General features: G+C 70.6%; 20 protein-coding genes. 15 read left to right on the top strand and 5 right to left on the bottom strand.

Annotated elements, in window-relative coordinates:
* Positions 1–17 precede the first annotated feature (17 nt).
* Both OG753_RS33005 and OG753_RS33000 read left to right on the top strand, forming a co-directional pair.
* Positions 18–1,049, top strand: coding sequence for an Rv2578c family radical SAM protein (locus OG753_RS33005; RefSeq protein WP_327265239.1), 1,032 nt, complete (start codon positions 18–20; stop codon positions 1,047–1,049).
* 112 nt (positions 1,050–1,161) lie between these two features.
* A complete protein-coding gene (locus OG753_RS33000) occupies positions 1,162–2,745 on the top strand; it encodes an alpha/beta hydrolase (RefSeq protein WP_405791183.1) in 1,584 nt (527 codons plus the stop codon).
* Positions 2,746–2,805: 60 nt separating this feature from the next.
* On the opposite strand, the gene OG753_RS32995 is transcribed toward OG753_RS33000, so the two are convergent.
* The gene (locus tag OG753_RS32995) at positions 2,806–3,357 is read right to left on the bottom strand and encodes an adenylosuccinate lyase (protein WP_327265237.1); all 552 of its coding nucleotides are present in this window, start codon (positions 3,355–3,357) and stop codon (positions 2,806–2,808) included.
* Positions 3,358–3,748: 391 nt separating this feature from the next.
* Between OG753_RS32995 and OG753_RS32990 the strand changes: the two genes are divergently transcribed.
* The 12 genes from OG753_RS32990 to OG753_RS32935 all read left to right on the top strand — a co-directional run bounded on the left by OG753_RS32990 (position 3,749) and on the right by OG753_RS32935 (position 17,393).
* Positions 3,749–5,548 carry a 3-hydroxyacyl-CoA dehydrogenase family protein gene (locus tag OG753_RS32990; RefSeq protein WP_405791182.1) on the top strand — a complete coding sequence of 600 codons (1,800 nt, stop codon included), beginning with the start codon at positions 3,749–3,751 and terminating at the stop codon, positions 5,546–5,548.
* Between the two features lie 163 nt (positions 5,549–5,711).
* On the top strand, positions 5,712–6,524 hold the full coding sequence (locus tag OG753_RS32985) for a TetR family transcriptional regulator (RefSeq protein ID WP_327265235.1): 813 nt from the start codon (positions 5,712–5,714) through the stop codon (positions 6,522–6,524).
* Positions 6,525–6,945: 421 nt separating this feature from the next.
* A complete protein-coding gene (gene ccrA, locus OG753_RS32980; protein ID WP_327265234.1) occupies positions 6,946–8,283 on the top strand; it encodes a crotonyl-CoA carboxylase/reductase in 1,338 nt (445 codons plus the stop codon).
* 31 nt (positions 8,284–8,314) lie between these two features.
* Positions 8,315–10,396, top strand: a complete 2,082-nt coding sequence (locus OG753_RS32975) for a protein meaA (RefSeq protein ID WP_327265233.1) — start codon at positions 8,315–8,317, stop codon at positions 10,394–10,396.
* Complete coding sequence (locus tag OG753_RS32970) at positions 10,393–11,367, top strand: CoA ester lyase (protein WP_327265232.1); 975 nt, start codon at positions 10,393–10,395, stop codon at positions 11,365–11,367. The genes OG753_RS32975 and OG753_RS32970 overlap by 4 nt, the downstream gene beginning before the upstream one ends.
* Before the next feature lie 5 nt (positions 11,368–11,372).
* Entirely contained in the window at positions 11,373–11,885 is a 513-nt protein-coding gene (locus OG753_RS32965) for a MaoC family dehydratase (protein WP_030010163.1), read from the top strand.
* Between the two features lie 2 nt (positions 11,886–11,887).
* The gene (locus OG753_RS32960; protein ID WP_030027413.1) at positions 11,888–13,093 is read left to right on the top strand and encodes an acyl-CoA dehydrogenase family protein; all 1,206 of its coding nucleotides are present in this window, start codon (positions 11,888–11,890) and stop codon (positions 13,091–13,093) included.
* A 186-nt stretch (positions 13,094–13,279) separates the two neighbouring features.
* On the top strand, positions 13,280–13,936 hold the full coding sequence (locus OG753_RS32955) for a phosphatidylserine decarboxylase (protein ID WP_030010161.1): 657 nt from the start codon (positions 13,280–13,282) through the stop codon (positions 13,934–13,936).
* On the top strand, positions 13,923–14,783 hold the full coding sequence (gene pssA, locus OG753_RS32950; protein WP_327265231.1) for a CDP-diacylglycerol--serine O-phosphatidyltransferase: 861 nt from the start codon (positions 13,923–13,925) through the stop codon (positions 14,781–14,783). Before OG753_RS32955 ends, pssA begins: the two co-directional genes overlap by 14 nt.
* Before the next feature lie 145 nt (positions 14,784–14,928).
* Positions 14,929–16,413 (top strand): AlkA N-terminal domain-containing protein, encoded by a 1,485-nt coding sequence (locus tag OG753_RS32945; protein ID WP_327265230.1) that lies wholly within the window; start codon positions 14,929–14,931, stop codon positions 16,411–16,413.
* A gap of 12 nt (positions 16,414–16,425) precedes the next feature.
* The gene (locus tag OG753_RS32940; RefSeq protein WP_327265229.1) at positions 16,426–16,935 is read left to right on the top strand and encodes a methylated-DNA--[protein]-cysteine S-methyltransferase; all 510 of its coding nucleotides are present in this window, start codon (positions 16,426–16,428) and stop codon (positions 16,933–16,935) included.
* A 68-nt stretch (positions 16,936–17,003) separates the two neighbouring features.
* The gene (locus OG753_RS32935; RefSeq protein ID WP_327265228.1) at positions 17,004–17,393 is read left to right on the top strand and encodes an SHOCT domain-containing protein; all 390 of its coding nucleotides are present in this window, start codon (positions 17,004–17,006) and stop codon (positions 17,391–17,393) included.
* A gap of 10 nt (positions 17,394–17,403) precedes the next feature.
* On the opposite strand, the gene OG753_RS32930 is transcribed toward OG753_RS32935, so the two are convergent.
* From OG753_RS32930 to OG753_RS32920, 3 genes are read right to left on the bottom strand one after another with little or no spacing between them, the layout of a single operon-like run.
* Positions 17,404–17,832, bottom strand: coding sequence for a hypothetical protein (locus OG753_RS32930; RefSeq protein WP_327265227.1), 429 nt, complete (start codon positions 17,830–17,832; stop codon positions 17,404–17,406).
* Positions 17,833–17,867: 35 nt separating this feature from the next.
* Positions 17,868–18,368, bottom strand: coding sequence for an NUDIX hydrolase (locus OG753_RS32925; RefSeq protein WP_327265226.1), 501 nt, complete (start codon positions 18,366–18,368; stop codon positions 17,868–17,870).
* A gap of 18 nt (positions 18,369–18,386) precedes the next feature.
* Positions 18,387–20,108: a BCCT family transporter gene (locus OG753_RS32920; RefSeq protein ID WP_405791181.1), complete on the bottom strand. Its 1,722-nt coding sequence runs from the start codon at positions 20,106–20,108 to the stop codon at positions 18,387–18,389.
* 143 nt (positions 20,109–20,251) lie between these two features.
* Between OG753_RS32920 and OG753_RS32915 the strand changes: the two genes are divergently transcribed.
* Entirely contained in the window at positions 20,252–21,400 is a 1,149-nt protein-coding gene (locus OG753_RS32915) for a glycerate kinase (RefSeq protein ID WP_327265225.1), read from the top strand.
* A gap of 261 nt (positions 21,401–21,661) precedes the next feature.
* Here the strand turns inward: OG753_RS32915 and OG753_RS32910 are convergent, their stop codons facing one another.
* The gene (locus OG753_RS32910; protein WP_327265224.1) at positions 21,662–22,240 is read right to left on the bottom strand and encodes a cysteine hydrolase family protein; all 579 of its coding nucleotides are present in this window, start codon (positions 22,238–22,240) and stop codon (positions 21,662–21,664) included.
* Positions 22,241–22,270 lie beyond the last annotated feature (30 nt).

Genomic DNA, 22,270 nt, shown 5'->3' with positions numbered 1-22,270 from the left:
ACCGAGGGAGGCGCCTCATGCGCTGGGAGAACCTGACCGAGGGATCCGCGGGGCCGGCCGCGCTGTTCGGGGCCGGGGCCGTCGTGACCCGCACCATCGACACCCCCGAGTTCCGGGGGATCACCTTCCACGAGGTACGCGCCAAGTCGATCGTCAACCGGGTGCCCGGCGCCTCGCGCATGCCGTTCGAATGGACCGTGAACCCGTACCGGGGATGCAGCCACGCCTGTGTCTACTGCTTCGCCCGCAAGACCCACAGCTACCTCGACCTCGACACCGGCCTCGGCTTCGACTCCCAGATCGTCGTCAAGACCAACGCCCCCGAACTGCTGCGCCGCGAGCTCGGCTCGCCCCGCTGGAGCGGCGCGCACATCGCCATGGGGACCAACGTCGACTGCTACCAGCGGGCAGAGGGCCGCTACCGGCTGATGCCCGGGATCATCGAGGCGCTGCGCGACCGGGCCAACCCCTTCTCGATCCTCACCAAGGGCACGCTGATCCTGCGCGACCTCCCCCTCCTTCAGGAGGCCGCCGAGGTCACCGAGGTCGGCATCTCGGTCTCCGTCGGCTTCACCGACCCCGGCCTCTGGCGCACCGTCGAGCCGGGCACCCCCTCCCCCGCCGCCCGGCTGGGCGCCGTACGGGCCCTGACCGATGCCGGGATCGAGTGCGGGGTACTGATGGCCCCGGTGATCCCCTTCCTCGGGGACTCCCCGGAGCAGCTGCGCGCGACCGTGCGCGCCGTGGCCGAGTCCGGCGCGACCTCCGTGACACCCCTGGTACTCCATCTGCGGCCGGGGGCGCGCGAGTGGTTCACGGCATGGCTGGGCGCCCACCACCCCCACCTGGTCCCCCGGTACGAGCGGATGTACGCGGGCGGTTCGTACGCGCCCACCTGGTACCAGCGCCGGATCACCCGCCAAGTCCACGAACTGGCGGCCGAATTCGGCATCGGTCCGGGGCGGCGGGGCGCGCCGCGCCGGATCGTCACCCCGGAGCGCCCGGAGGGCTCCGGGCCCGCCGGAGCCACCCAGCTCAGCCTCCTGTGACGGCCGGCGTCGCCTGAACGGTCATCACATCGGGCCAATAGGCGGCGCAATCCCGCCTTCCGGGCGCGGTTTCCGGGACGATTCCGCCCAGAACCCTCGGCTGGGAGGCCTCATGCTCCACCCCTTGAAGAAGCGCGCCGCTGTCCTGCTGTCGATCTCCACCGTCGCCGCCACCGTCGCCGCCGCCCTCGCGACCCCGGTCACGGCCGCACCGGCCGGTCCGGCCGCACCGGCGCCGGCCAGTGCGGCGCTGCGCTGGACCGGCTGCACGACCCCGCGGTACCCCACGCTGCAGTGCGCGTCCCTCAAGGTGCCCCTCGACCACGCACGGCCCGGCGGGCGCCAGATCACCCTGGCCCTGACCCGGGTCCCCCACACCGGCCCCACCTCCCAGGGCCCCCTGCTGGTCAACCCCGGCGGCCCGGGCGGCAGCGGCCGCAGCCTGGCCGGGTACATCGCCTCCGCCCTGCCCAAGGAAGTGGCCGCCCAGTACGACGTGATCGGCTTCGATCCCCGGGGCGTCGGCAAGAGCGAGCCCGCCCTGGACTGCGCTGCCGGCCACTTCAAGCCCGCCCGGCCGGACTCGGTCCCCATGGACGAAGCGACCGAGCGGGCCAACCTGGACCGGGTCCGGTCCTTCGCCGAGTCCTGCGGCACCAAGCACGCGGACGTGCTGCCGTACATCGACACCGTCTCGGCCGCCAAGGACATCGAGGCGCTTCGCACCGCCCTCGGCGCCGAGCGGATCAGCTACTTCGGCTACTCCTACGGGACCTATCTGGGCGCGGTGTACGCCAAGCTCCACCCGGGCCGCGTGCACCGGCTCGTCCTGGACTCCGTGGTCGACCCGGGCGGGGTCTGGTACGAGGACAACCTCGCCCAGGACCTCGCCTTCGACGCCCGCCACAAGGCCTTCCTGGCCTGGGTCGCGCAGTACGACGCCACCTACCGGCTAGGCACCGACCCGGCGACGGTGGAGCGGCGCTGGTACGCGATGCGGGACGCGCTGCGCGAGACCCCGGCGGGCGGCAAGGTGGGCCCGGCGGAGCTGGAGGACACCTTCATGCCCGGCGGCTACTACAACGGCTACTGGCCGAACCTCGCCGAGGCCTTCGCGGCGTTCTCGGTGGGCAAGGACCCGAAGCCGCTGGTGGCCGCCTACGAGCGGTTCGGCGCGGTGGAGCCCTCCGCGGGCAACGGCTACAGCGTCTACACGGCGGTCCAGTGCCGGGACTCCGCCTGGCCGAAGGACTGGAACCAGTGGCGTGCGGACATGTGGAGCACCCACGCCAAGGCGCCGTTCATGACCTGGAACAACGCCTGGTACAACGCCCCGTGCGCGTTCTGGCCGACGGAGTCGCTGCAGGCCCCGGACGTCACCAATGCGGACCTGCCGCCCGCCCTCCTGCTCCAGGCGACGGAGGACGCGGCGACCCCCTTCGAGGGGGCGCTCAGCATGCGGGACAAGCTGTCGGGTTCGGCCCTGGTGGTCGAGGAGGGCGGCGGCAATCACGGCATCGCCCTGAGCGGCAACAAGTGCCTGGACGACAAGGTGGCGGCCTACCTGACGACGGGCAGGGCCTCGGACGCCACCTGCCCCGCGCAGGCGGCCCCGAAGCCGTCCACGGCCACCCGCGCCGTGCCGGCCTCGGCGGGCGGCGCGGCCCTGCACGGCCTGCTCGGCTTCCGGGGCTGACCTCCGCGACGGCCCGGGCCGAGCGGCCGCCGGGCCCGTCGGGTGATCCCGTACGGGCCCTCAGCCCAGTCCGCGCAGCGCGGCCGTCGCCGCCACCGCGAGCCGGGGGTGGGACTGGGCGCGGGTGAGCAGTTCGCGGGCGCGGGGGTCGGCGAGGGCGCCGAGCCCCTCGACGCAGGCCAGGGCCACGCGCCAGTACGGGTCGTGCGGGGACAGCAGCCGCCCCAGGGTGGCCATCAGGGCCGGTACGGATTCGGGGGCGCGCAGGGCGGTGAGCAGGCGCACGGGCTGCAGGGCGTAGGCCGTGCGCAGGCTGTTGGTGGCGAGCGCCGCGGCGGCTCGGGCGGTGCGCGGGTCGTCCAGGACGGCCAGCGCCTCGGCGGCGGCCGCGCAGCGGGCCGGGTCGCGGTGGTTGAGGAGCAGGACGAGGGCTTCGAAGGCGCGCCGGTCTCCCGCGAGGCCCAGCCGGTACGCGGCCAGTTCGCGGGCCCACAGGGGCAGTCCGGACGAGGTCAGGGAGGCGGCCAGGCCGTCGGGGGCGGCCGTGAGCAGCACCTCGTACTCGGGTGACGGTCCCGCCTCCGCCCGCAGGCGCTCCAGCACGTCGTTCACCCGGCCACCCTAGGGGGACACAGCGGTCGCCGCGCCGGTTTCGGGACATCGGCGACAGCCGGTTGATCGATGATCGATGATCGGTACATTTGGGCGGTACAGGTCACATCTCCGCGCTATGGCGCACCAGTTACCGGCGAGTTACTGTCGTTGCAACAACGTACGAGGGCGGCCTGGTGACGCAGCCGCCTCGTGTCGGTCGGTTCGTATCCACGGCGTGACCCCGGGACAGGGTTCCGCCGTTCTCGCCCCGGGGACCCGCTCCCCGAGGGCTGCTCCCCTCGGCCCCCTCACCCCGGGCCTTCCACCGCACGGCTCTTCCGTACGGCATCCGCGCGCGCCGTGCGCCGCGCGCCCCTCAGTCGTCACCCTCTTCCACTGGAGTCCCTCGATGGACCGTCAGTCCAGTCACCCCACCCTGCAGACCATCGCCGTCGTCGGCCTCGGCACGATGGGCACCGGCATCGCCGAGGTCCTCGCCCGGTCCGGCCGCGAGGTCATCGGCATCGACATCAGCGAGGCCGCCGCCCACCGGGCCGCGGCCGCCCTCGCCTCGGCCACCGCCCGCTCCGTCACCCGGGAGCTGCTCACCGAGCAGGAGCGGGCCGACGTGCTCGCCCGCTTCCGCACGTTCACCGACCTGGGCGCGGCCGCCGAGGCCGACCTCGTCATCGAGGTCGTGCCCGAGTCGTACGAGATCAAGCAGCAGGTGTTCCGCGAGCTCGACGCGATCGTCCGGCCCGACACCATCCTGGCGACCGGCACCAACGCCCTGTCGGTCACGCGGATGGCCGCCGAGTCCCTGCGCCCCGAGCGGGTGCTGGGCCTGCACTTCTTCAACCCGGCGCCCGCGATGAAGCTGGTCGAGATCGTCTCCTGCGTCCTGACCGCCCCGCCGGCCGTCGAGGCGGTCACCCAGCTGGCCCGCGAGCTCGGCAAGGAGCCCGTCCCGGTCGGCGACCGGCCCGGCTTCGTCGCCGACGGCCTGCTCTTCGGCTACCTCAACCAGGCCGCCGCGATGTACGAGGCCCGGTACGCCTCCCGCGAGGACATCGACGCGGCGATGCGGCTCGGCTGCGGCCTGCCCATGGGCCCGCTCGCGCTGCTCGACCTGATCGGCGTGGACACCGCCCGCACCGTCCTGGAGGCCATGTACGCCTCCTCCGGCGACCGGCTGCACGCCCCGGCCCCGATCCTGGGCCAGCTCGCCGAGGCCGGCCTCACCGGCCAGAAGTCCGGCCGCGGCTTCTACACGTACGAGACCGCGGGCAGCCCGGTGATCGTCCGCGACCTCCAGACCCCGCTCGACGGGTCCCTCATCGGCGCGGGCCGCCCCGTCGCCTCCGTCGGTGTGGCCGGCTCCGGGACGATGGCGAGCGGAATCGCCCAGGTCTTCGCGCAGGCCGGCTACAGCGTGGTGCTCGCCGCCCGCAGCCAGGAGAAGGCCGAGGCCGCCAAGGCCGCGATCGGGAAGTCCTTGGGCCGTGCGGTGTCCAAGGGCCGCCTGACCGAGGAGGGCGCCGCGCAGACCCTGGAGCGGATCACTCCGGCCGGTTCGCTGGACGCCTTCGCCGAGGTGGACCTGGCCGTGGAGGCCGTCGCCGAGGACCTGGCGGTCAAGCAGGAGCTGTTCGCTTCCCTGGACAAGGTCTGCAAGCCGGGCGCGGTGCTGGCCACGACCACCTCCTCGCTGCCGGTCATCGCGATCGCCCGCGTGACCTCGCGTCCCGAGGACGTGATCGGCATGCACTTCTTCAACCCGGCCCCGGCGATGAAGCTGGTCGAGGTGGTCCGGACCGTCCTGACGTCCGACGACGTGCACGCCACGGTCCGCGAGATCTGCGTCAAGGTGCGCAAGCACCCCGTGGACTGCGGCGACCGGGCCGGCTTCATCGTGAACGCGCTGCTGTTCCCGTACCTCAACAACGCGATCAAGATGGTCGAGCAGCACTACGCCGACATCGACCAGATCGACGCCGCGATGAAGCTGGGCGGCGGCTACCCGATGGGGCCGTTCGAGCTCCTCGACGTGGTCGGGCTCGATGTGTCGCTGGCCATCGAGAAGGTCCTGCACGCGGAGTTCCGCGACCCGGGCCTGGCCCCGTCCCCGCTGCTGGAGCACCTGGTGGCGGCGGGCTGCCTGGGCCGGAAGACCGGCCGCGGATTCCGTGAGTACGCCGCCCGCCGGTAATCCGTCGGGCCACGAGCCGGATGCGTGGGGAGGGCTGCTCGGGCCCGCCGGACCCTCACGGCGGGCCAACCCTCACGAGCCCAGTGCGGGCTCTCCCCCGCATCCACCCCTCTCCCACCCCCCGCAGGCGCGCTCCCCTGCACGAATGAAGTACTTTCGCTCTATGTCCCAGCCCGCCAAGACCTCGCCCCGCGCCGCCACGGCCTCCGACACACCCGAGAGTCCGGCCGGCACCAAGGCGGCCGCGCAGCGGCTCAAGATGCGCCGCGAGCTCGCCGCCGCGGCCATGGAGCTCTTCGCGACCAAGGGGTACGAGGCGACGACGGTCGACGAGATCGCGGCGACCGCCGGTGTGGCGCGCCGGACCTTCTTCCGGCACTTCCGGTCCAAGGAAGAGGCGATCTTCCCGGACCACGACGACACCCTGACCCGCGCCGAGGCCGTCCTGGACGTCGCCCCGGCGCACGAGCACCCGCTCGACACGGTGTGCCGCGGGATCAAGGAAGTCATGAAGATGTACGCCGCCTCGCCGGCGGTGTCGGTGGAGCGCTACCGGCTGACCCGCGAGGTACCGGCGCTGCGGGAGCGGGAGATCGCCTCGGTGGCCCGGTACGAGCGGCTGTTCACACGCTATCTGCTGGCCCACTTCGACGAGACCGATCACCACGACGGCAATGACGATCCGCTGCTGGCCGAGGTGGCCGCCTCGGCGGTCGTCACCGCCCACAACCACGTCCTGCGGCGCTGGCTGCGGGCGGGCGGCCAGGGGGACGTGGAGGCGCAGCTGGACCACGCCTTCTCGATCGTCCGGAACACCTTCGGCTCGGGCATCGGCGCGGGCCGCACCCTGGGTGCGGCGCCGGCCGCGCCGGCGGCCGTCCGTACGCAGGGCGAGGTGCTGGTGGCGGTGGCCCGCACGGACGCTCCGCTGGACGAGGTCATGCGGACCATCGAAGAGGCCCTGCGCCCGAAGTAGCCGAGAAGCACCACGCGCGACTCCCCCGGCTACCGCTGGGAGGTGCCAAGGGTCACAGCGGCCGCTCCCGTACCGGGGGCGGCCGCTTTCGTTTGTCCGGCTTGCCCCTACTCGCAGGTAACTTTGATCGATCATCGCTCATCGGTGCAGGTCAATCGGCAAATGAGAGAAAGTTTTGGCACGCGGTGCCTTGCCGGGTGACACGGGGTGCCATACGTTGAAGTCGTCCGGATGTCCCCGCGACCCACGCCCACACGGCGTGGAACGCGCCCCGGATTGCCTGCGTCACCAGGCACCGCGCGCCTCACCACGGGCGTAGCCCAGCAGCATCGCACCAGCCGGACCGACGGCACACACCACACCGCACCACGCACCCCGTTTACCTCAGCGCACCCTCATCAGCGCTAGCCGGAGGCTCACCGTGAAGGACATCCTGGACGCGATTCAGTCGCAGTCCGCCACCGCCGCAGACTTCGCAGCGCTGCCGCTGCCCGACTCGTACCGCGCGATCACCGTGCACAAGGACGAGGCGGAGATGTTCGCGGGGCTGACGACACGCGAGAAGGACCCGCGCAAGTCCCTCCACCTGGACAACGTCCCGGTGCCGGAGCTGGGCCCGGGCGAGGCCCTGGTCGCCGTTATGGCCTCCTCGGTCAACTACAACTCCGTGTGGACCTCGATCTTCGAGCCGGTCTCCACTTTCAGCTTCCTGGAGCGCTACGGGCGCCTGTCCGAGCTGACCAAGCGCCACGACCTGCCCTACCACGTCATCGGCTCCGACCTCGCGGGCGTCGTCCTGCGCACCGGCCCCGGCGTCAACGCCTGGAACCCGGGCGACGAGGTCGTGGCGCACTGCCTCTCGGTCGAGCTGGAGTCCTCCGACGGCCACAACGACACGATGCTCGACCCCGAGCAGCGCATCTGGGGCTTCGAGACCAACTTCGGCGGCCTGGCCGAGATCGCCCTGGTCAAGTCGAACCAGCTGATGCCCAAGCCCGACCACCTGAGCTGGGAGGAGGCCGCCTCCCCCGGTCTGGTCAACTCCACGGCCTACCGCCAGCTGGTCTCCCAGAACGGCGCCGGCATGAAGCAGGGCGACAACGTCCTGATCTGGGGCGCCAGCGGCGGCCTCGGCTCCTACGCCACCCAGTTCGCGCTGGCCGGCGGCGCCAACCCGGTCTGCGTGGTCTCCAGCCCCGAGAAGGCGGACATCTGCCGGGCCATGGGCGCCACCGCGGTCATCGACCGCAACGCCGAGGGCTACAAGTTCTGGAAGGACGAGCACACCCAGGACCCGCGCGAGTGGAAGCGCTTCGGCTCCAAGATCCGCGAGCTGACCGGCGGCGAGGACATCGACATCGTCTTCGAGCACCCGGGCCGCGAGACCTTCGGCGCCTCGGTGTACGTCACCCGCAAGGGCGGCACCATCACCACCTGCGCCTCGACCTCGGGCTACATGCACCAGTACGACAACCGCTACCTGTGGATGTCGCTGAAGCGGATCGTCGGCTCGCACTTCGCCAACTACCGCGAGGCGTGGGAGGCCAACCGCCTGATCGCCAAGGGCAAGATCCACCCCACCCTGTCGAAGGTCTACTCCCTGGAGGAGACCGGCCAGGCCGCCTACGACGTCCACCGCAACCTCCACCAGGGCAAGGTCGGCGTCCTCGCGCTGGCCCCCGAGGAGGGCCTGGGCGTCCGCGACCACGAGATGCGCGCCAAGCACCTCGACGCCATCAACCGCTTCCGCAACGTCTGAGACCGTTCAAAGGCCTAAGGGACAGCCTGAGATGACAGAGCGCCAGAAGGACCGTCCGTGGCTCATGCGGACGTACGCCGGCCACTCCACGGCCGAGGCGTCCAACGAGCTGTACCGCCGCAACCTCGCCAAGGGCCAGACCGGCCTGTCGGTCGCGTTCGACCTGCCGACGCAGACCGGCTACGACCCCGACCACATCCTCGCCCGCGGCGAGGTGGGCCGGGTCGGGGTCCCGGTCTCCCATCTGGGCGACATGCGGAGGCTGTTCCAGGACATTCCCCTGGAACAGATGAACACCTCGATGACGATCAACGCCACGGCCATGTGGCTGCTGGCGCTCTACCAGGTGGCCGCCGAGGAGCAGGGCGCGGACATCGCCCAGCTCCAGGGCACCACCCAGAACGACATCGTCAAGGAATACCTCTCGCGCGGGACGCACGTCTTCCCGCCGGGGCCGTCCCTGCGGCTGACGACGGACATGATCGCCTACACGGTCAACCACATCCCCAAGTGGAACCCGATCAACATCTGCTCGTACCACCTCCAGGAGGCCGGGGCCACCCCGGTCCAGGAGATCTCGTACGCGATGTCCACGGCGATCGCGGTCCTCGACTCGGTGCGCGACTCGGGCCAGGTGCCCGAGGAGCGCTTCGGCGAGGTCGTCGCCCGCATCTCCTTCTTCGTGAACGCGGGCGTCCGCTTCATCGAGGAAATGTGCAAGATGCGCGCCTTCGGCCGCATCTGGGACAAGGTCACCAAGGAGCGGTACGGCATCGAGAACGCGAAGCAGCGTCGCTTCCGTTACGGCGTCCAGGTCAACTCCCTGGGACTGACCGAGGCCCAGCCCGAGAACAACGTCCAGCGCATCGTGCTGGAGATGCTCGCGGTCACCCTCTCCAAGGACGCCCGCGCCCGAGCCGTGCAGCTGCCCGCCTGGAACGAGGCGCTGGGCCTGCCCCGGCCCTGGGACCAGCAGTGGTCGCTGCGCATCCAGCAGGTCCTGGCGCACGAGAGCGACCTGCTGGAGTACGAGGACATCTTCGCCGGATCCCACGTCATCGAAGCCAAAGTCGACTCCCTGGTCGCCGACTGCCTGGCCGAGATCGACCGGATCCAGGAGATGGGCGGCGCCATGGCGGCCGTCGAGTCCGGGTACCTGAAGGGCGAGCTGGTCGCCTCGCACGCCGAACGCCGGGCGCGGATCGAGGCCGGCGAGGACAAGATCGTCGGCGTCAACTGCTTCCAGCAGACCGAGGAGAACCCGCTCACGTCCGACCTGGACGGCGCCATCATGACGGTCGACGGCGCCGTGGAGGCGCTGACCGTGGAGCGCATCGGCCGCTGGCGCGCCGAGCGCCAGGAGTCCTCGGACCGCCAGGGGAACGGCGACCCGTTCGTCTTCCCCACCACCCAGCAGGCGCTGGAACGCCTCAAGGAGGCCGCGGCGGGCACCGAGAACCTCATGGAGGCCACGCTGGAGTGCGCCCGCGCGGGTGTCACCACCGGCGAGTGGTCCAGCGCCCTGCGCGAGGTGTTCGGCGAGTTCCGCGCCCCGACCGGGGTCTCCTCGGCCCCGGTGGCCGTCACCGCCGAGCCCGGCACGCCGATGCACGAGGTCCGCGAGAAGGTCTCCCGTACGGCCGACGAGCTCGGCTCGGGCCGGCTGCGCCTGCTGGTCGGCAAGCCCGGCCTCGACGGGCACTCCAACGGCGCCGAGCAGATCGCAGTCCGGGCCCGCGACGCCGGCTTCGAGGTGGTCTACCAGGGCATCAGGCTGACGCCGGAGGAGATCTCCTCCGCGGCGCTGGCCGAGGACGTGCACTGCGTGGGACTGTCCATCCTGTCCGGCTCGCACAGCGCTCTCGTCCCGGACGTCCTGGAACGCCTGCGGCTGGCGGGGGCGGGTGACATCCCGGTCATCGTCGGAGGCATCATTCCGAACGCCGACGCCGTGACGCTGAAGGCCGCGGGTGTCGCCGCGGTCTTCACGCCGAAGGACTTCGGCATCACGGAGATCATCGGCCGTATCGTCGACGAGATCCGCAAGGCCAACAAGCTCGCTCCCCTCGATATCGACAACGCACTCGTTGCAAGCACGGAGGTCCCCGCATGACCACGCCAGTCCACCCGGTGAACCGCCTTCGCCCGCGTCGCTCCTGCCTCGCGGTGCCCGGCTCGAACCCGCGGTTCCTGGAGAAGGCCCAGGGCCTGCCGGCCGACCAGGTCTTCCTGGACCTGGAGGACGCCTGCGCGCCGCTCGCCAAGGAAGGCGCCCGCCACACGATCGTGGACGCGCTGAACAACGGCGACTGGACCGGCAAGACCCGCGTCGTGCGCGTCAACGACTGGACCACCCACTGGACCTACCGTGACGTCATCACGGTCGTCGAGGGCGCCGGCCAGAACCTCGACTGCATCATGCTGCCGAAGGTCCAGGACGCCCAGCAGGTCGTGGCGCTCGACCTCCTGCTGACCCAGATCGAGAAGACCATGGGCTTCGAGGTCGGCAAGATCGGCATCGAGGCACAGATCGAGAACGCCAAGGGCCTGGTGAACGTCGACGAGATCGCCGCCGCCTCGCCGCGCCTGGAGACCATCATCTTCGGCCCGGCCGACTTCATGGCCTCGATCAACATGAAGTCCCTGGTCGTGGGCATGCAGCCGCCCGGCTACGGCGCGGACGCCTACCACTACATCCTGATGCGGATCCTGATGGCGGCCCGCATGCACAACCTCCAGGCGATCGACGGCCCCTTCCTCCAGATCCGCGACGTGGACGCCTACCGCGAGGTGGCCGGCCGGGCGGCGGCGCTGGGCTTCGACGGCAAGTGGGTCCTGCACCCGGGTCAGGTCGACGCGGCCAACGAGGTCTTCTCCCCCTCCCAGGAGGACTACGACCACTCCGAGCTGATCCTCGACGCGTACGACTGGTGCACCTCGGAGGCCGGCGGCAAGAAGGGCTCCGCGATGCTCGGCGACGAGATGATCGACGAGGCCAGCCGCAAGATGGCCCTGGTCATCGCGGGCAAGGGCCGCGCCGCGGGCATGCAGCGCACCACCAAGTTCGAGATCCCGGAGGCCTGACCGCCATGCAGTTCGGACGCACGTACGAAGAGTTCGAGGTCGGGGCGGTCTACAAGCACTGGCCCGGGAAGACGGTCACCGAGTACGACGACCACCTCTTCTGTCTGCTGACCATGAACCACCACCCGCTCCACATGGACAGCAATTACGCCGAGAACACCACGGACTTCGGCAAGAACGTGGTCGTGGGCAACTACATCTACTCACTGCTGCTCGGCATGTCCGTGCCGGACGTCTCCGGGAAGGCCATCGCCAACCTGGAGATCGAGTCCCTGCGGCACGTGGCGCCGACCTTCCACGGCGACACGATCTACGGCGAGACCACGGTCCTCGACAAGACCCCGTCGAAGTCGAAGAACGACCGCGGGATCGTCTACGTGGAGACCAAGGGCTACAAGCAGGACGGCACCCTCGTCTGCGTCTTCCGGCGCAAGGTGATGGTCCCGACCGAGACGTACATCAAGGAGCGCGGCGGCGAGCAGCCCGGCCGCCCCACGCTGAAGGAACAGGGGAAGTAGCCATGGCCCGACTCGCCCAGACCGCCGGGCTGACCGACGTCCAGCGGGAGATCCTCAAGACCGTCCGGGAGTTCGTCGACAAGGAGATCATCCCGGTCGCGACCGAGCTCGAGCACCGCGACGAGTACCCGCAGCAGATCGTCGACGGCCTCAAGGAACTCGGCCTCTTCGGCCTGATGATCCCGGAGGAGTACGGCGGCCTGGGTGAGTCGCTCCTCACCTACGCCCTGTGCGTCGAGGAGATCGCCCGCGGCTGGATGTCCGTCTCGGGCATCATCAACACCCACTTCATCGTGGCGTACATGCTCAAGCAGCACGGCACGCAGGAGCAGAAGGACCACTTCCTCCCGCGCATGGCCCTGGGCGAGGTGCGCGGCGCGTTCTCGATGTCGGAGCCGGCGCTGGGCTCGGACGTGTCGGCCATCTCCTCCAAGGCGGTGAAGGACGGGGACGAGTACGTCCTGAACGGCCAGAAGATGTGGCTGACGAACGGTGGCAGCTCCACCCTGGTGGCCGTTCTCGTCCGGAGTGACGAAGGACACCCCGAGGGCACCGCGCCGCACAAGTCGATGACGACCTTCCTCGTCGAGAAGGAGCCCGGCTTCGGTGAGGTGCGTCCCGGCCTGACCATCCCCGGCAAGATCGACAAGATGGGCTACAAGGGCGTCGACACGACCGAGCTCATCATGGACGGACTGCGCATTCCGGCCAATCGGGTCCTGGGAGGCCAGACCGGCCGAGGGTTTTACCAAATGATGGACGGCGTCGAGGTCGGCCGCGTCAACGTGGCGGCGCGTGGCTGCGGTGTCGCTCAGCGTGCTTTCGAACTGGGTGTCTCCTATGCCCAGCAACGTCACACTTTCGGCAAGGCGATCGCCGAGCACCAGGCGATTCAGTTCAAGCTGGCCGAGATGGCTACCAAGGTCGAAGCCGCCCATGCGATGATGGTCAATGCAGCACGTAAAAAGGACTCCGGGGAACGAAACGACCTCGAAGCAGGGATGGCGAAGTACCTCGCCTCCGAGTACTGCAAGGAGGTCGTCGAGGACGCCTTCCGTATCCACGGCGGATACGGCTTCTCGAAGGAGTACGAGATCGAGCGTCTCTACCGGGAGGCCCCGATGCTGCTGATCGGTGAAGGTACCGCCGAGATCCAGAAAATGATCATCGGGCGACGCCTGCTCGAGGAGTACCGGCTCCAGGGCTGAAAGTCCCTTTTGCAGCGAATCATCCATGGGTTCGTTGCGAAAGGATCACTGGCAGTGACTGGCTGGCGGTCATCGACTCGGCTTCTGGCTTGCCCAGTTGTTGCGTGCAACCGATAGCATTCCAGTAAAGCCGCCGTCCCGTCCCCCTATTTGCGGCGCGGCAATCACCCGCTACGAAGGTCATCCATGCCCCACAGCCAAACCTCTGCACCTCGCGACAGCCTCCTTGGCGTACGCCTCGCGCGCGGAGCATCGCCGTGGCTTCTGCCGACCGTCGCCACCGCGGCGCTCAGCCTCACCCGGGCCCGCAAGTCCGGACGCTGGGCCGCGGCGGCCGTGCCCGCCACCGCGCTCGCCGCGGGCATGCTGTGGTTCTTCCGCGACCCCGAGCGCGAGATCGCTCAGGGCCGTGTCATCTCCCCCGCCGACGGTGTGGTGCAGAGCATCATGCCGTGGAAGGACGGACGGACCCGGGTCGCGATCTTCATGAGCCCGCTGAACGTCCACGTCAACCGTGCGCCCCTCGCGGGCACGGTGACGTCCGTGGAGCACATCCCCGGCGGATTCGTCCCGGCGTTCAACAAGGAGAGCGAGAACAACGAGCGCGTTGTCTGGCACTTCGACACCGAACTCGGTGACATCGAGATGGTGCAGATCGCCGGCGCCGTCGCGCGTCGCATCGTCCCGTACCTGCCGGCCGGCACCAAGGTGGAGCAGGGCGAACGCATCGGTCTGATCCGCTTCGGCTCCCGCGTCGACATCTACCTCCCCGAGGGCGTCGAGGTCGCGGTCGAGGTCGGTCAGGCCACCACCGCGGGGGTGACACGAATTGACCGTGACTGACCCTGAGACTCCGGCCGCGGGCTGGGTTCCCGAACCTGCCGAGGAGGAGTCCGCCGAGGACGACATGCCGCTCTCGCTGCGGCTGTCGATAGCGGACACCCTCACCCTCGGTAACGCGACGTGCGGATTCATGGCGGTGTACTTCACCACCACCGGAATCCTCATTCCGCACCTCACCGGCAGTGGCGAGTCGGGCATGGCCCGTAACAGCGCCGCAACGGCAGTGATACTGATGCTGCTCGCCGCGGTTTTCGACCTCTTCGACGGCATCGTGGCCCGCAAGCTGCGCAGCTCGCCGATGGGTGCCGAGCTGGACAACCTGTCCGACCTGATCAGCTTCGGCCTCGCACCGGCCTACTTCGTGCTCGTCTACGGCATGGTCGCCGTCGACGCGCACCAGAAGATGTCGGCGCTGGCCGCGATCGTCGTACTGCTCGCCGTGGTGCTCAGACTCGCGAGATTCAGCTGCGTGACGATGAAGGACGGCATGTTCCAGGGCATGCCGAGCCCCTTCGGCGCGCTGACGGTCGTCTCGATCGTCCTGCTGGAGCTCCCGTTCGTCCCGACGCTGCTGGCGATCATCGGAGTGGCCTGGCTGATGGTGAGCCGGGTCGAGTACCCGAAGCCGCGGGGTGTCCTCGCGGTGGCGATGCTGTGCTGGATCATCAGCGCGATGGGGCTCCTGGCGGCCTGGGCGTTCGACGCCCCGGGCGGTCAGCTGCTGCTCCAGACGGGCTGCGCCCTGCAGATCGCGATGGCGGCGACCATTCCGCTGTTCGCGACCACCCGGAAGGCGAACACCTTCCGGCACAACCGCCGCGAAGCCCGAGCCGCGACGCTGCGCTAGCTGTACCGGAGAAGGCCCCCGGATGCCGATGGCATCCGGGGGCCTTCTGCCGTTCCCGGACCCCCCGCCGGGCACCCGGCCCGGACGTAGCCTTGATGTCGGAAAACCGCCAGCCGGCGGTGCGTCGACCCCGGATCCTGGAGCCATGCACACCGACACCGAGCGCTGCGTAAGGGCCGTGCAGTCGAAGGACGCCCGCTTCGACGGCTGGTTCTTCACCGCCGTTCTGACCACCCGGATCTACTGCCGGCCCAGCTGCCCCGCCGTGCCGCCGAAGGTCGCGAACATGACCTTCCTGCCCAGCGCCGCCGCCTGCCAGCAGGCAGGGTTCAGGGCCTGCAAGCGGTGCCGGCCCGACACGAGCCCCGGCTCGCCCGAGTGGAACGCACGGGCCGATGCCGTGGCCCGCGCCATGCGGCTGATCCGGGACGGGGTCGTGGACCGGGAGGGCGTGCCGGGCCTGGCGACCAGGCTGGGATACTCCGCCCGCCAGGTCGAACGGCAGCTCAACGCCGAGCTGGGGGCCGGGCCGCTCGCCCTGGCAAGGGCCCAGCGCGCCCAGACCGCCCGGCTGCTCATCGAGACCTCCGAGCTGCCCATGGGCGATGTGGCCTTCGCCTCCGGGTTCTCCTCCATCCGGACCTTTAACGACACGGTCCGCGAGGTCTTCGCCCTGTCCCCCAGCGAGCTGCGGGTGCGGGCCGTGAAGGCCAGCCGCAACAAGAACGCCCCGCCCAGGATCCCCGGGACGATAAGCCTGCGGCTGCCGTTCCGGGCCCCGCTGAACCCCGACAACCTCTTCGGGCACCTCGCCGCGACCGCGGTCCCGGGGGTCGAGGAGTGGCGTGACGGCGCCTACCGCCGCACCCTGCGCCTGCCGTACGGCACCGGCGTGGTCGCTCTGACCCCGCAGCCCGACCACATCGGCTGCCGCCTCGCCCTGACCGACCTGCGCGACCTCACCATCGCCATCAGCCGCTGCCGCTGGATGCTCGATCTGGACGCCGACCCGGAGGCTGTCGACGAGCAGCTGCGCCGCGACCCGCTGCTGGCCCCGCTCGTGGACAAGGCTCCCGGGCGCCGGGTTCCCCGTACGGTCGACGCGGCGGAGTTCGCCGTACGGGCGGTGCTGGGGCAGCAGGTGTCCACCGCGGCCGCCCGCACGCACGCCTCCCGGCTGGTCACCGCGTACGGCGAGCGGGTGGAGGACCCGCTGGGCGGGCTGACCCACCTCTTCCCCTCCCCGCAGGCGCTCACTGAACTGGACCCGGATGCGCTGGCCCTGCCGCGCAGCCGGCGCGCCACGCTCACCACCCTGGTCTCGGCCCTCGCCGACGGCTCGCTGCCCCTCGGCTTCGACAGTGACTGGGACGGCGCGCGGGCGCAGCTGTCGGCGCTGCCCGGCTTCGGCCCCTGGACCACCGAGGTGATCGCGATGCGGGCGCTCGGCGACCCGGACGCGTTCCTTCCGTCCGATCTGGGGGTCCGGCGGGCGGCGCAGGGGCTCGGGCTGCCGTCCACGCCCTCGGCGCTGACCGCGCGGGCGGCCGCGTGGCGGCCGTGGCGTGCGTACGCCGTCCAGTACCTGTGGGCCACGGACGCCCACCCCATCAACCACCTGCCCGCCTGAGGAGCACCAGCGATGCGATCCACCATGAACGCCGCCAAGCGGCACACCGTCGTCGACAGCCCGTACGGCCCGCTGACGCTGGTCGCCACGGACGGGGTCCTCAGCGGCCTGTACATGACCGGGCAGCGCCACCGGCCCGCCGAGGAGTCCTTCGGAGAGCGGGTGGACGCCGCCGAGGAGCCGTTCCCCGAAGTGGTGCGCCAGCTGGACTCGTACTTCGCCGGGGAGCTCACCGAGTTCGACCTCCCGCTCCGCCTGGAGGGCACCGATTTCCAGCGCAGCGTCTGGGACCAGCTCGTACGGATCCCGTACGGCAAGACCTGGTCGTACGGGGAGCTCGCGGCCAGGCTGGGCAAGCCCAACGCCTCGCGCGCGGTGGGTCTGGCGAACGGGAAGAACCCGGTGGGAATCATCGTGCCCTGCCACCGCGTGATCGGCGCGTCGGGCGGGATGACGGGCTACGGCGGCGGGGTGGACCGCAAGGTGCGCCTGCTGGCCTTCGAGTCCGGTGAGGGTGCCTGAGCGCTCCGCATGCGGACCTCATGAAGCGGTTGTATCAATGAGATACCGCTACATGATCGGAGTCGGGCATGGACGACTATCCGCTTCTCAACATCTTCTGGACGATGCTGTACCTGTTCCTGTGGATCATGTGGTTCTTCCTGCTCTTCAAGATCATCACGGACATCTTCCGTGACCACAGCCTCGGCGGCTGGGGGAAGGCGGGATGGCTGATCTTCGTACTCCTGCTGCCCTTCCTCGGCGTGTTCGTCTACCTGATCGCCCGGGGCAAGAGCATGGGCGAACGCGACCTGAAGCAGGTCCAGGAGAACGAGGCCGCCTTCCGGGACTACGTCCAGAAGACGGCGGGCTCCGGCGGCGGCAGTGCGGACGAGCTGCACAAACTGTCCGCGCTCAAGGACAAGGGCGACATCACGCAGGAGGAGTTCGACCGCGCCAAGGCCAAGCTCCTGGCCTGACCCCGCGGGGTCAGACGACGAGGAGCGGGACGAGCAGCGCGAAGGCGGCGCCCGCCTCCACGGCGTAGCTGTACAGCGAGGGGTGCTGGACCGGGGCGGCGAGCAGGACCACGCTCTGCTGGGCGGCGGCGGCCGCCACCCAGTCGGCGTCGGCGCCGAGGTTGCCCTGGTACCAGCCCTCGCAGGAGCCGGGTCCGGTGACGGCGAGGAGGTCGTCCTCGCGGCGGTAGAAGGCCTGCCAGCCGGCGGCCGGTGCGGACCAGGCCTCGAAATCGGTGAACTGCGCCCAGCCGCCCTCGCGTATCGCGGTGTCGAACATCCAGACCGGGGTTCCCTCCGGGGTCACCTCACCGCCGGCCTGCTGGTCGGTGGTGAAGTGCACCATGGGGAGGGCGTCGGGCCCGTCGGCGGTGCTGGGCCACGCGTACATCGTGATCATCTGCTGATTCTGTCCTGGTCGAAGTAAGCCCGGTGTTACGGGGCGGCCGGGCGCCGGCCGTTCTCCAGTTCCGCCGTTCCCTCGCCCGACTGCAGGATCCGGTACGCCTCCTGGGTGCGCAGTCCGAGCGATCCGAGCAGGTACGTGGTGAGTTCGGCCGGCTCGACCAGCCGCCAGGAGATCAGTTCGTCCTCCTGGAGCACGATCGAGGCGAGCTGGGCGTCGTCGAGCACACCCCCGTCGTAGACGTACGCGACCACCGGCGGGCGGCCGGTGCCCAGCACCCAGTCCACGGCGAGGAGGCGGCCCAGCGGCAGGTCGAGGCCGATCTCCTCGGCGCTCTCGCGACGGGCGGCGGCGCGCGGTGACTCGCCCTGGTCCGACTCGATGGTGCCGCCCGGCAGGGCCCAGCCCTCGCGGTAGTTGGGCTCGACAAGCAGGACCCGTCCGGCGGTGTCCCGGTAGAGCGCGGCCGCGCCGGCCAGCACCCGGGGCAGGCTCGCGATGTACGTGGCGTAGTCATCCGTGGTGGTCACCCGGCCACCCTACCGAGATCAGGGCCGCGACCCGCCGGTACCGTCCTCGCGGTCGCCTCCCCGGGACGCGGCGACGCGTCGCAGGCGGTGGTGTCCGGTCGTCCCCTGTTCGGTGAGGGCGTCTCCGACCATGGCCCGGACCGCGTCCCGCATGCCGTGCAGGGGGTGGTGGCGGGCGGGTCCGGCGCCGGGGTCCGTGCGGAGTTCCTTCACCAGGGCCCAGCAGAGCAGCAGCATGACGACGACGAAGGGCAGGGCGACCAGGATGGTGGCGGTCTGCAGCGACTTGAGGCCGCCCGCGACGAGCAGGACGGCGGCGACGGCGGCCATCAGCACGCCCCAGGTGACGACGAGCCAGGTGGGCGGGTTGAGGGAGCCGCGGCTGGTGAGCGAGCCCATCACCAGGGAGGCCGAGTCGGCGCTGGTGACGAAGTAGGTCATGACCAGGACCATGGCGACCCATGAGGTGACCGCGGAGAGCGGCAGGGCGTCCAGCATCGCGAAGAGCGAGGCCTCCGTACCGTCCTTGATCTTGACGGCGAAGTCCACGGCGCCGGTGGAGTCGAGGCGGATGGCGGTGCCGCCCATCACGCAGAACCAGATGACGGTGGCCCCGCTGGGGACGAGCAGCACGCCGATCAGGAACTCGCGGATGGTGCGGCCGCGCGAGATGCGGGCAATGAAGGTGCCGACGAACGGGGCCCAGGAGAGCCACCACGCCCAGTAGAAGATCGTCCACGCGCCCAGCCACTTGGAGTCGGTGAAGGCACCGGTGCGGCTGGCCATCGGCAGCAGTTCGTGCAGGTAGCCGCCGATGCTGGAGGGGATCACGTCGAGGATGTAGACGGTGGGGCCGAGCACGAAGACGAAGAGCATCAGGACGGCGGCCAGCACGAGGTTGATGGTGCTGAGCCACTTCACGCCCTTGTGCAGGCCGGAGAAGGCGGAGAGGACGAAGGCCGCCGACAGGGAGCCGATGATGATCAGCTCCAGGGTGACGGAGTCCTCGACGCCGGTCGTGAGGTTCAGCCCCTTGGAGACCTGGAGCGCGCCGAGACCGAGGCTGGTGGCGGTGCCGAAGACCGTGGCGAACACCGCCAGCAGGTCGATGGCCCGGCCGGCCGGGCCGCCCGCCCGTTCCTCGCCGATCAGGGGGACGAAGGCGGAGCTGAGGCGGTTGCCGCGGCCCTTGCGGAAGGTCGCGTAGGCCAGGGCGAGGCCGGCGATGCCGTAGATCGCCCAGGGGGTGAGGGTCCAGTGGAAGAAGGAGTACTCCATGGCCGCGAGGGCGGCGGCGCCGGTGGCGGGGGCCGCCCCGGAGGCCGGGGGCGGGGCCAGGTAGTGGGTGAGGGGCTCCCCCACCCCGTAGAACATCAGGCCGATGCCCATGCCGGCGCTGAACATCATCGCGATCCACGCGAGGTTGGTGAACTCCGGCTCGGAGTCGTCGGCGCCGAGCCGGATCCGGCCGAAGCGGCTGATGGCGAGCACGACGCACATGACGAGGAAGACATCGGCTGCGATCACGAACAGCCAGGCGAAGTTGCCCAGCACCCAGGAGAGCGCGGTGCCCGAGGCGGTGTCGAAGGAGTCCTTGCCCAGTGCCGCCCAGGCGACGACGGCCAGCACGGCGATCACACCCACGGTGACGACGACGTGGTCGGGGGTGCCGTCCGCGGGACCGTCGGATCCGCCTCCGGGGGTGTCCGGACGTGGCTGTTCCAGTGATTCCGCGCTCATGCGGCCACACTATGCAGGCGTATATCCCGATTTAGGGGCATGCCGCGCCGGGTGTGGCCCAGGCCACTCATGGGCATAGGAGGATCCTCCGGATAAGCTCATGGCGGCGCGACTGCACTGTTCGATAGCAAGGGAATAGCAAGGTGACGGACGGAGCAGTAACTGAGACCGCGCGCGTGCTCATCGCCGCGGACAAATTCAAGGGCTCGCTCACGGCCGTTCAGGTCGCGGAGCGGGTCACGGCCGGACTCCGCAGGGCCGTACCGGACGTGGAGATCGAGACCCTCCCCGTCGCGGACGGCGGCGACGGAACGGTCGCGGCAGCCGTGGCAGCCGGCTTCGAACGCCGGGAGGTACGGGTCACCGGACCCCTCGGCGACCAGGTCACGGCCGCTTTCGCGCTGCGCGGAGGCACCGCGGTGGTCGAGATGGCGGAGGCCTCCGGGCTGCAGCTGCTGCCGGCCGGCACCTTCGCCGCGCTGACGGCGACCACGTACGGCTCGGGCGAGCTCCTCAAGGCCGCGCTGGACGCGGGCGCGCGCTCGATCGTCTTCGGCGTGGGCGGCAGCGCCACCACCGACGGCGGCGCCGGCATGCTGGCCGCGCTCGGTGCGGTGTTCCTGGATGCGAACGGCGAACCGGTCGGTCCGGGCGGTGGCGCGCTGGCCGAGCTGGCCTCGGCCGACCTGTCCGGCGTCGACCCGCGCTTCGCGGAGGTGGAGTTCGTCCTCGCGAGCGACGTGGACAACCCGCTGACCGGCCCGAAGGGCTGCGCGGCGGTCTACGGCCCGCAGAAGGGCGCTTCGCCCGAGGACGTGGCGACGCTCGACGCGGCGCTGGCGCACTTCGCGGTGGTGCTGGAGAAGTCGATCGGCGCGAAGGCCGCCGAGTGCGCGGTGCTGCCGGGTGCGGGTGGCGCGGGCGGCATCGGCTACGGAGCCCTGCTGCTCGGCGCGACGTTCCGTCCCGGCATCGAGCTGATGCTGGAGGTGCTGGGATTCGCCCCCGCGCTGGAGCGGGCCACGCTGGTCATCACCGGTGAGGGCTCCCTGGACGAGCAGACCCTGCACGGCAAGGCACCGGCGGGTGTCGCGGCCGCGGCGCGCGCCGCGGGCAAGCCGGTGGTGGCGGTCTGCGGCCGGCTGCTGCTGACCCAGGAGGCCCTGGAGGGGGCCGGTATCCGCAAGGCGTACCCGCTCACGGACCTGGAGCCCGACCCGGCCAGGTCCATCCCGAACGCGGGTCCCCTGCTGGAGCAGGTCGCGGCCAACATCGCCGCCGACGTGCTCTGACGCGGCCGCCACCTCCGAGGGCCCCGCCCCCACCACCCCGGGGCGGGGCCCTCACCTGTCCCGACCCCGCCGGGCGATCCGGCCTCGCCACATCCAGCCCCTCCGGCGTTTGAGCAGGGGGCACCTCCCAGCGGTAGCTGGGGGAGGGTCCGGGCAGAGCCCGGTGCCCGGCGGAGCCGGGTTTCCTGGGGCTCCGCCCCAGACCCCGCGCCTCAAACGCCGGCGAGGCTGGAATTGGCCCGGCCGAGGCTTCGGGCGGGGCTAGCCGAGGAGGTCGGCCGTGGTGATCACGCGGGCGAAGCCGCCGCCATCGAGGTTCACCGCGGTGGCGGTGGCGAGCTCGTCCGCCGTCAGGGCGAGGCCCGCCGGCCCGGCGAGGTCGAAGGTGTGGGTGGCGTCCAGCGGGACCAGCACGTCGAGGCCCAGGTTCCCCGCCATCCGCGCCGTGGTCTCGACGCACATGTTCGTCTGGATGCCGACCACCACCACCTGGCCGATGCCCCGGGCGGTGAGCCAGTCGGCCAGGTCCGGAGTGCCGTAGAAGGCGGAGTTCACGGTCTTGGTGATCACCAGCGCCCCCTCGCGCCGCTTCTCGACCAGGTCCTTGAAGCCGTACCCGGGGTGGTCCGGGGCCAGGACGGAGCCCGGCTGCACCGACGCGTGCTGCACGAGGACCACGGGGCGGCCGGCCGCCCGCCAGTCGTCCATCAGGGCGGCGATGTTGTCCTCCGCCGCCGGGTTGTTGCGCGGGCCCCAGAAGGACTCCTCGTCGAAGCCCTTCTGCACGTCGATGACCAGCAGGGCACTGTTGGGGGCGATCTCGATCGCGGTCGTCGTCATGGCTCCATGCTGTCCGCCGGGCCGCAGGCC

It is taken from the genome of Streptomyces sp. NBC_00029, from assembly GCF_045160505.1.
In the GTDB taxonomy this organism is placed as follows: domain Bacteria; phylum Actinomycetota; class Actinomycetes; order Streptomycetales; family Streptomycetaceae; genus Streptomyces.
This window is presented reverse-complemented; position numbering and strand designations above follow the sequence as displayed.

What these genes read in the sequence shown, in the direction of transcription:
- OG753_RS32975 (WP_327265233.1), top strand. Translation starts at nt 8,315, where the DNA reads ATGACAGAGCGCCAGAAGGACCGTCCGTGGCTCATGCGGACGTACGCC.
- OG753_RS32910 (WP_327265224.1), bottom strand. Translation starts at nt 22,240, where the DNA reads ATGACGACGACCGCGATCGAGATCGCCCCCAACAGTGCCCTGCTGGTC.
- OG753_RS32955 (WP_030010161.1), top strand. Translation starts at nt 13,280, where the DNA reads ATGCCCCACAGCCAAACCTCTGCACCTCGCGACAGCCTCCTTGGCGTA.
- OG753_RS32935 (WP_327265228.1), top strand. Translation starts at nt 17,004, where the DNA reads ATGGACGACTATCCGCTTCTCAACATCTTCTGGACGATGCTGTACCTG.
- OG753_RS32990 (WP_405791182.1), top strand. Translation starts at nt 3,749, where the DNA reads ATGGACCGTCAGTCCAGTCACCCCACCCTGCAGACCATCGCCGTCGTC.
- OG753_RS33000 (WP_405791183.1), top strand. Translation starts at nt 1,162, where the DNA reads ATGCTCCACCCCTTGAAGAAGCGCGCCGCTGTCCTGCTGTCGATCTCC.
- OG753_RS32930 (WP_327265227.1), bottom strand. Translation starts at nt 17,832, where the DNA reads ATGATCACGATGTACGCGTGGCCCAGCACCGCCGACGGGCCCGACGCC.
- OG753_RS32970 (WP_327265232.1), top strand. Translation starts at nt 10,393, where the DNA reads ATGACCACGCCAGTCCACCCGGTGAACCGCCTTCGCCCGCGTCGCTCC.
- OG753_RS32960 (WP_030027413.1), top strand. Translation starts at nt 11,888, where the DNA reads ATGGCCCGACTCGCCCAGACCGCCGGGCTGACCGACGTCCAGCGGGAG.
- OG753_RS32985 (WP_327265235.1), top strand. Translation starts at nt 5,712, where the DNA reads ATGTCCCAGCCCGCCAAGACCTCGCCCCGCGCCGCCACGGCCTCCGAC.
- OG753_RS32940 (WP_327265229.1), top strand. Translation starts at nt 16,426, where the DNA reads ATGCGATCCACCATGAACGCCGCCAAGCGGCACACCGTCGTCGACAGC.
- OG753_RS32945 (WP_327265230.1), top strand. Translation starts at nt 14,929, where the DNA reads ATGCACACCGACACCGAGCGCTGCGTAAGGGCCGTGCAGTCGAAGGAC.
- OG753_RS32965 (WP_030010163.1), top strand. Translation starts at nt 11,373, where the DNA reads ATGCAGTTCGGACGCACGTACGAAGAGTTCGAGGTCGGGGCGGTCTAC.
- OG753_RS33005 (WP_327265239.1), top strand. Translation starts at nt 18, where the DNA reads ATGCGCTGGGAGAACCTGACCGAGGGATCCGCGGGGCCGGCCGCGCTG.
- OG753_RS32920 (WP_405791181.1), bottom strand. Translation starts at nt 20,108, where the DNA reads ATGAGCGCGGAATCACTGGAACAGCCACGTCCGGACACCCCCGGAGGC.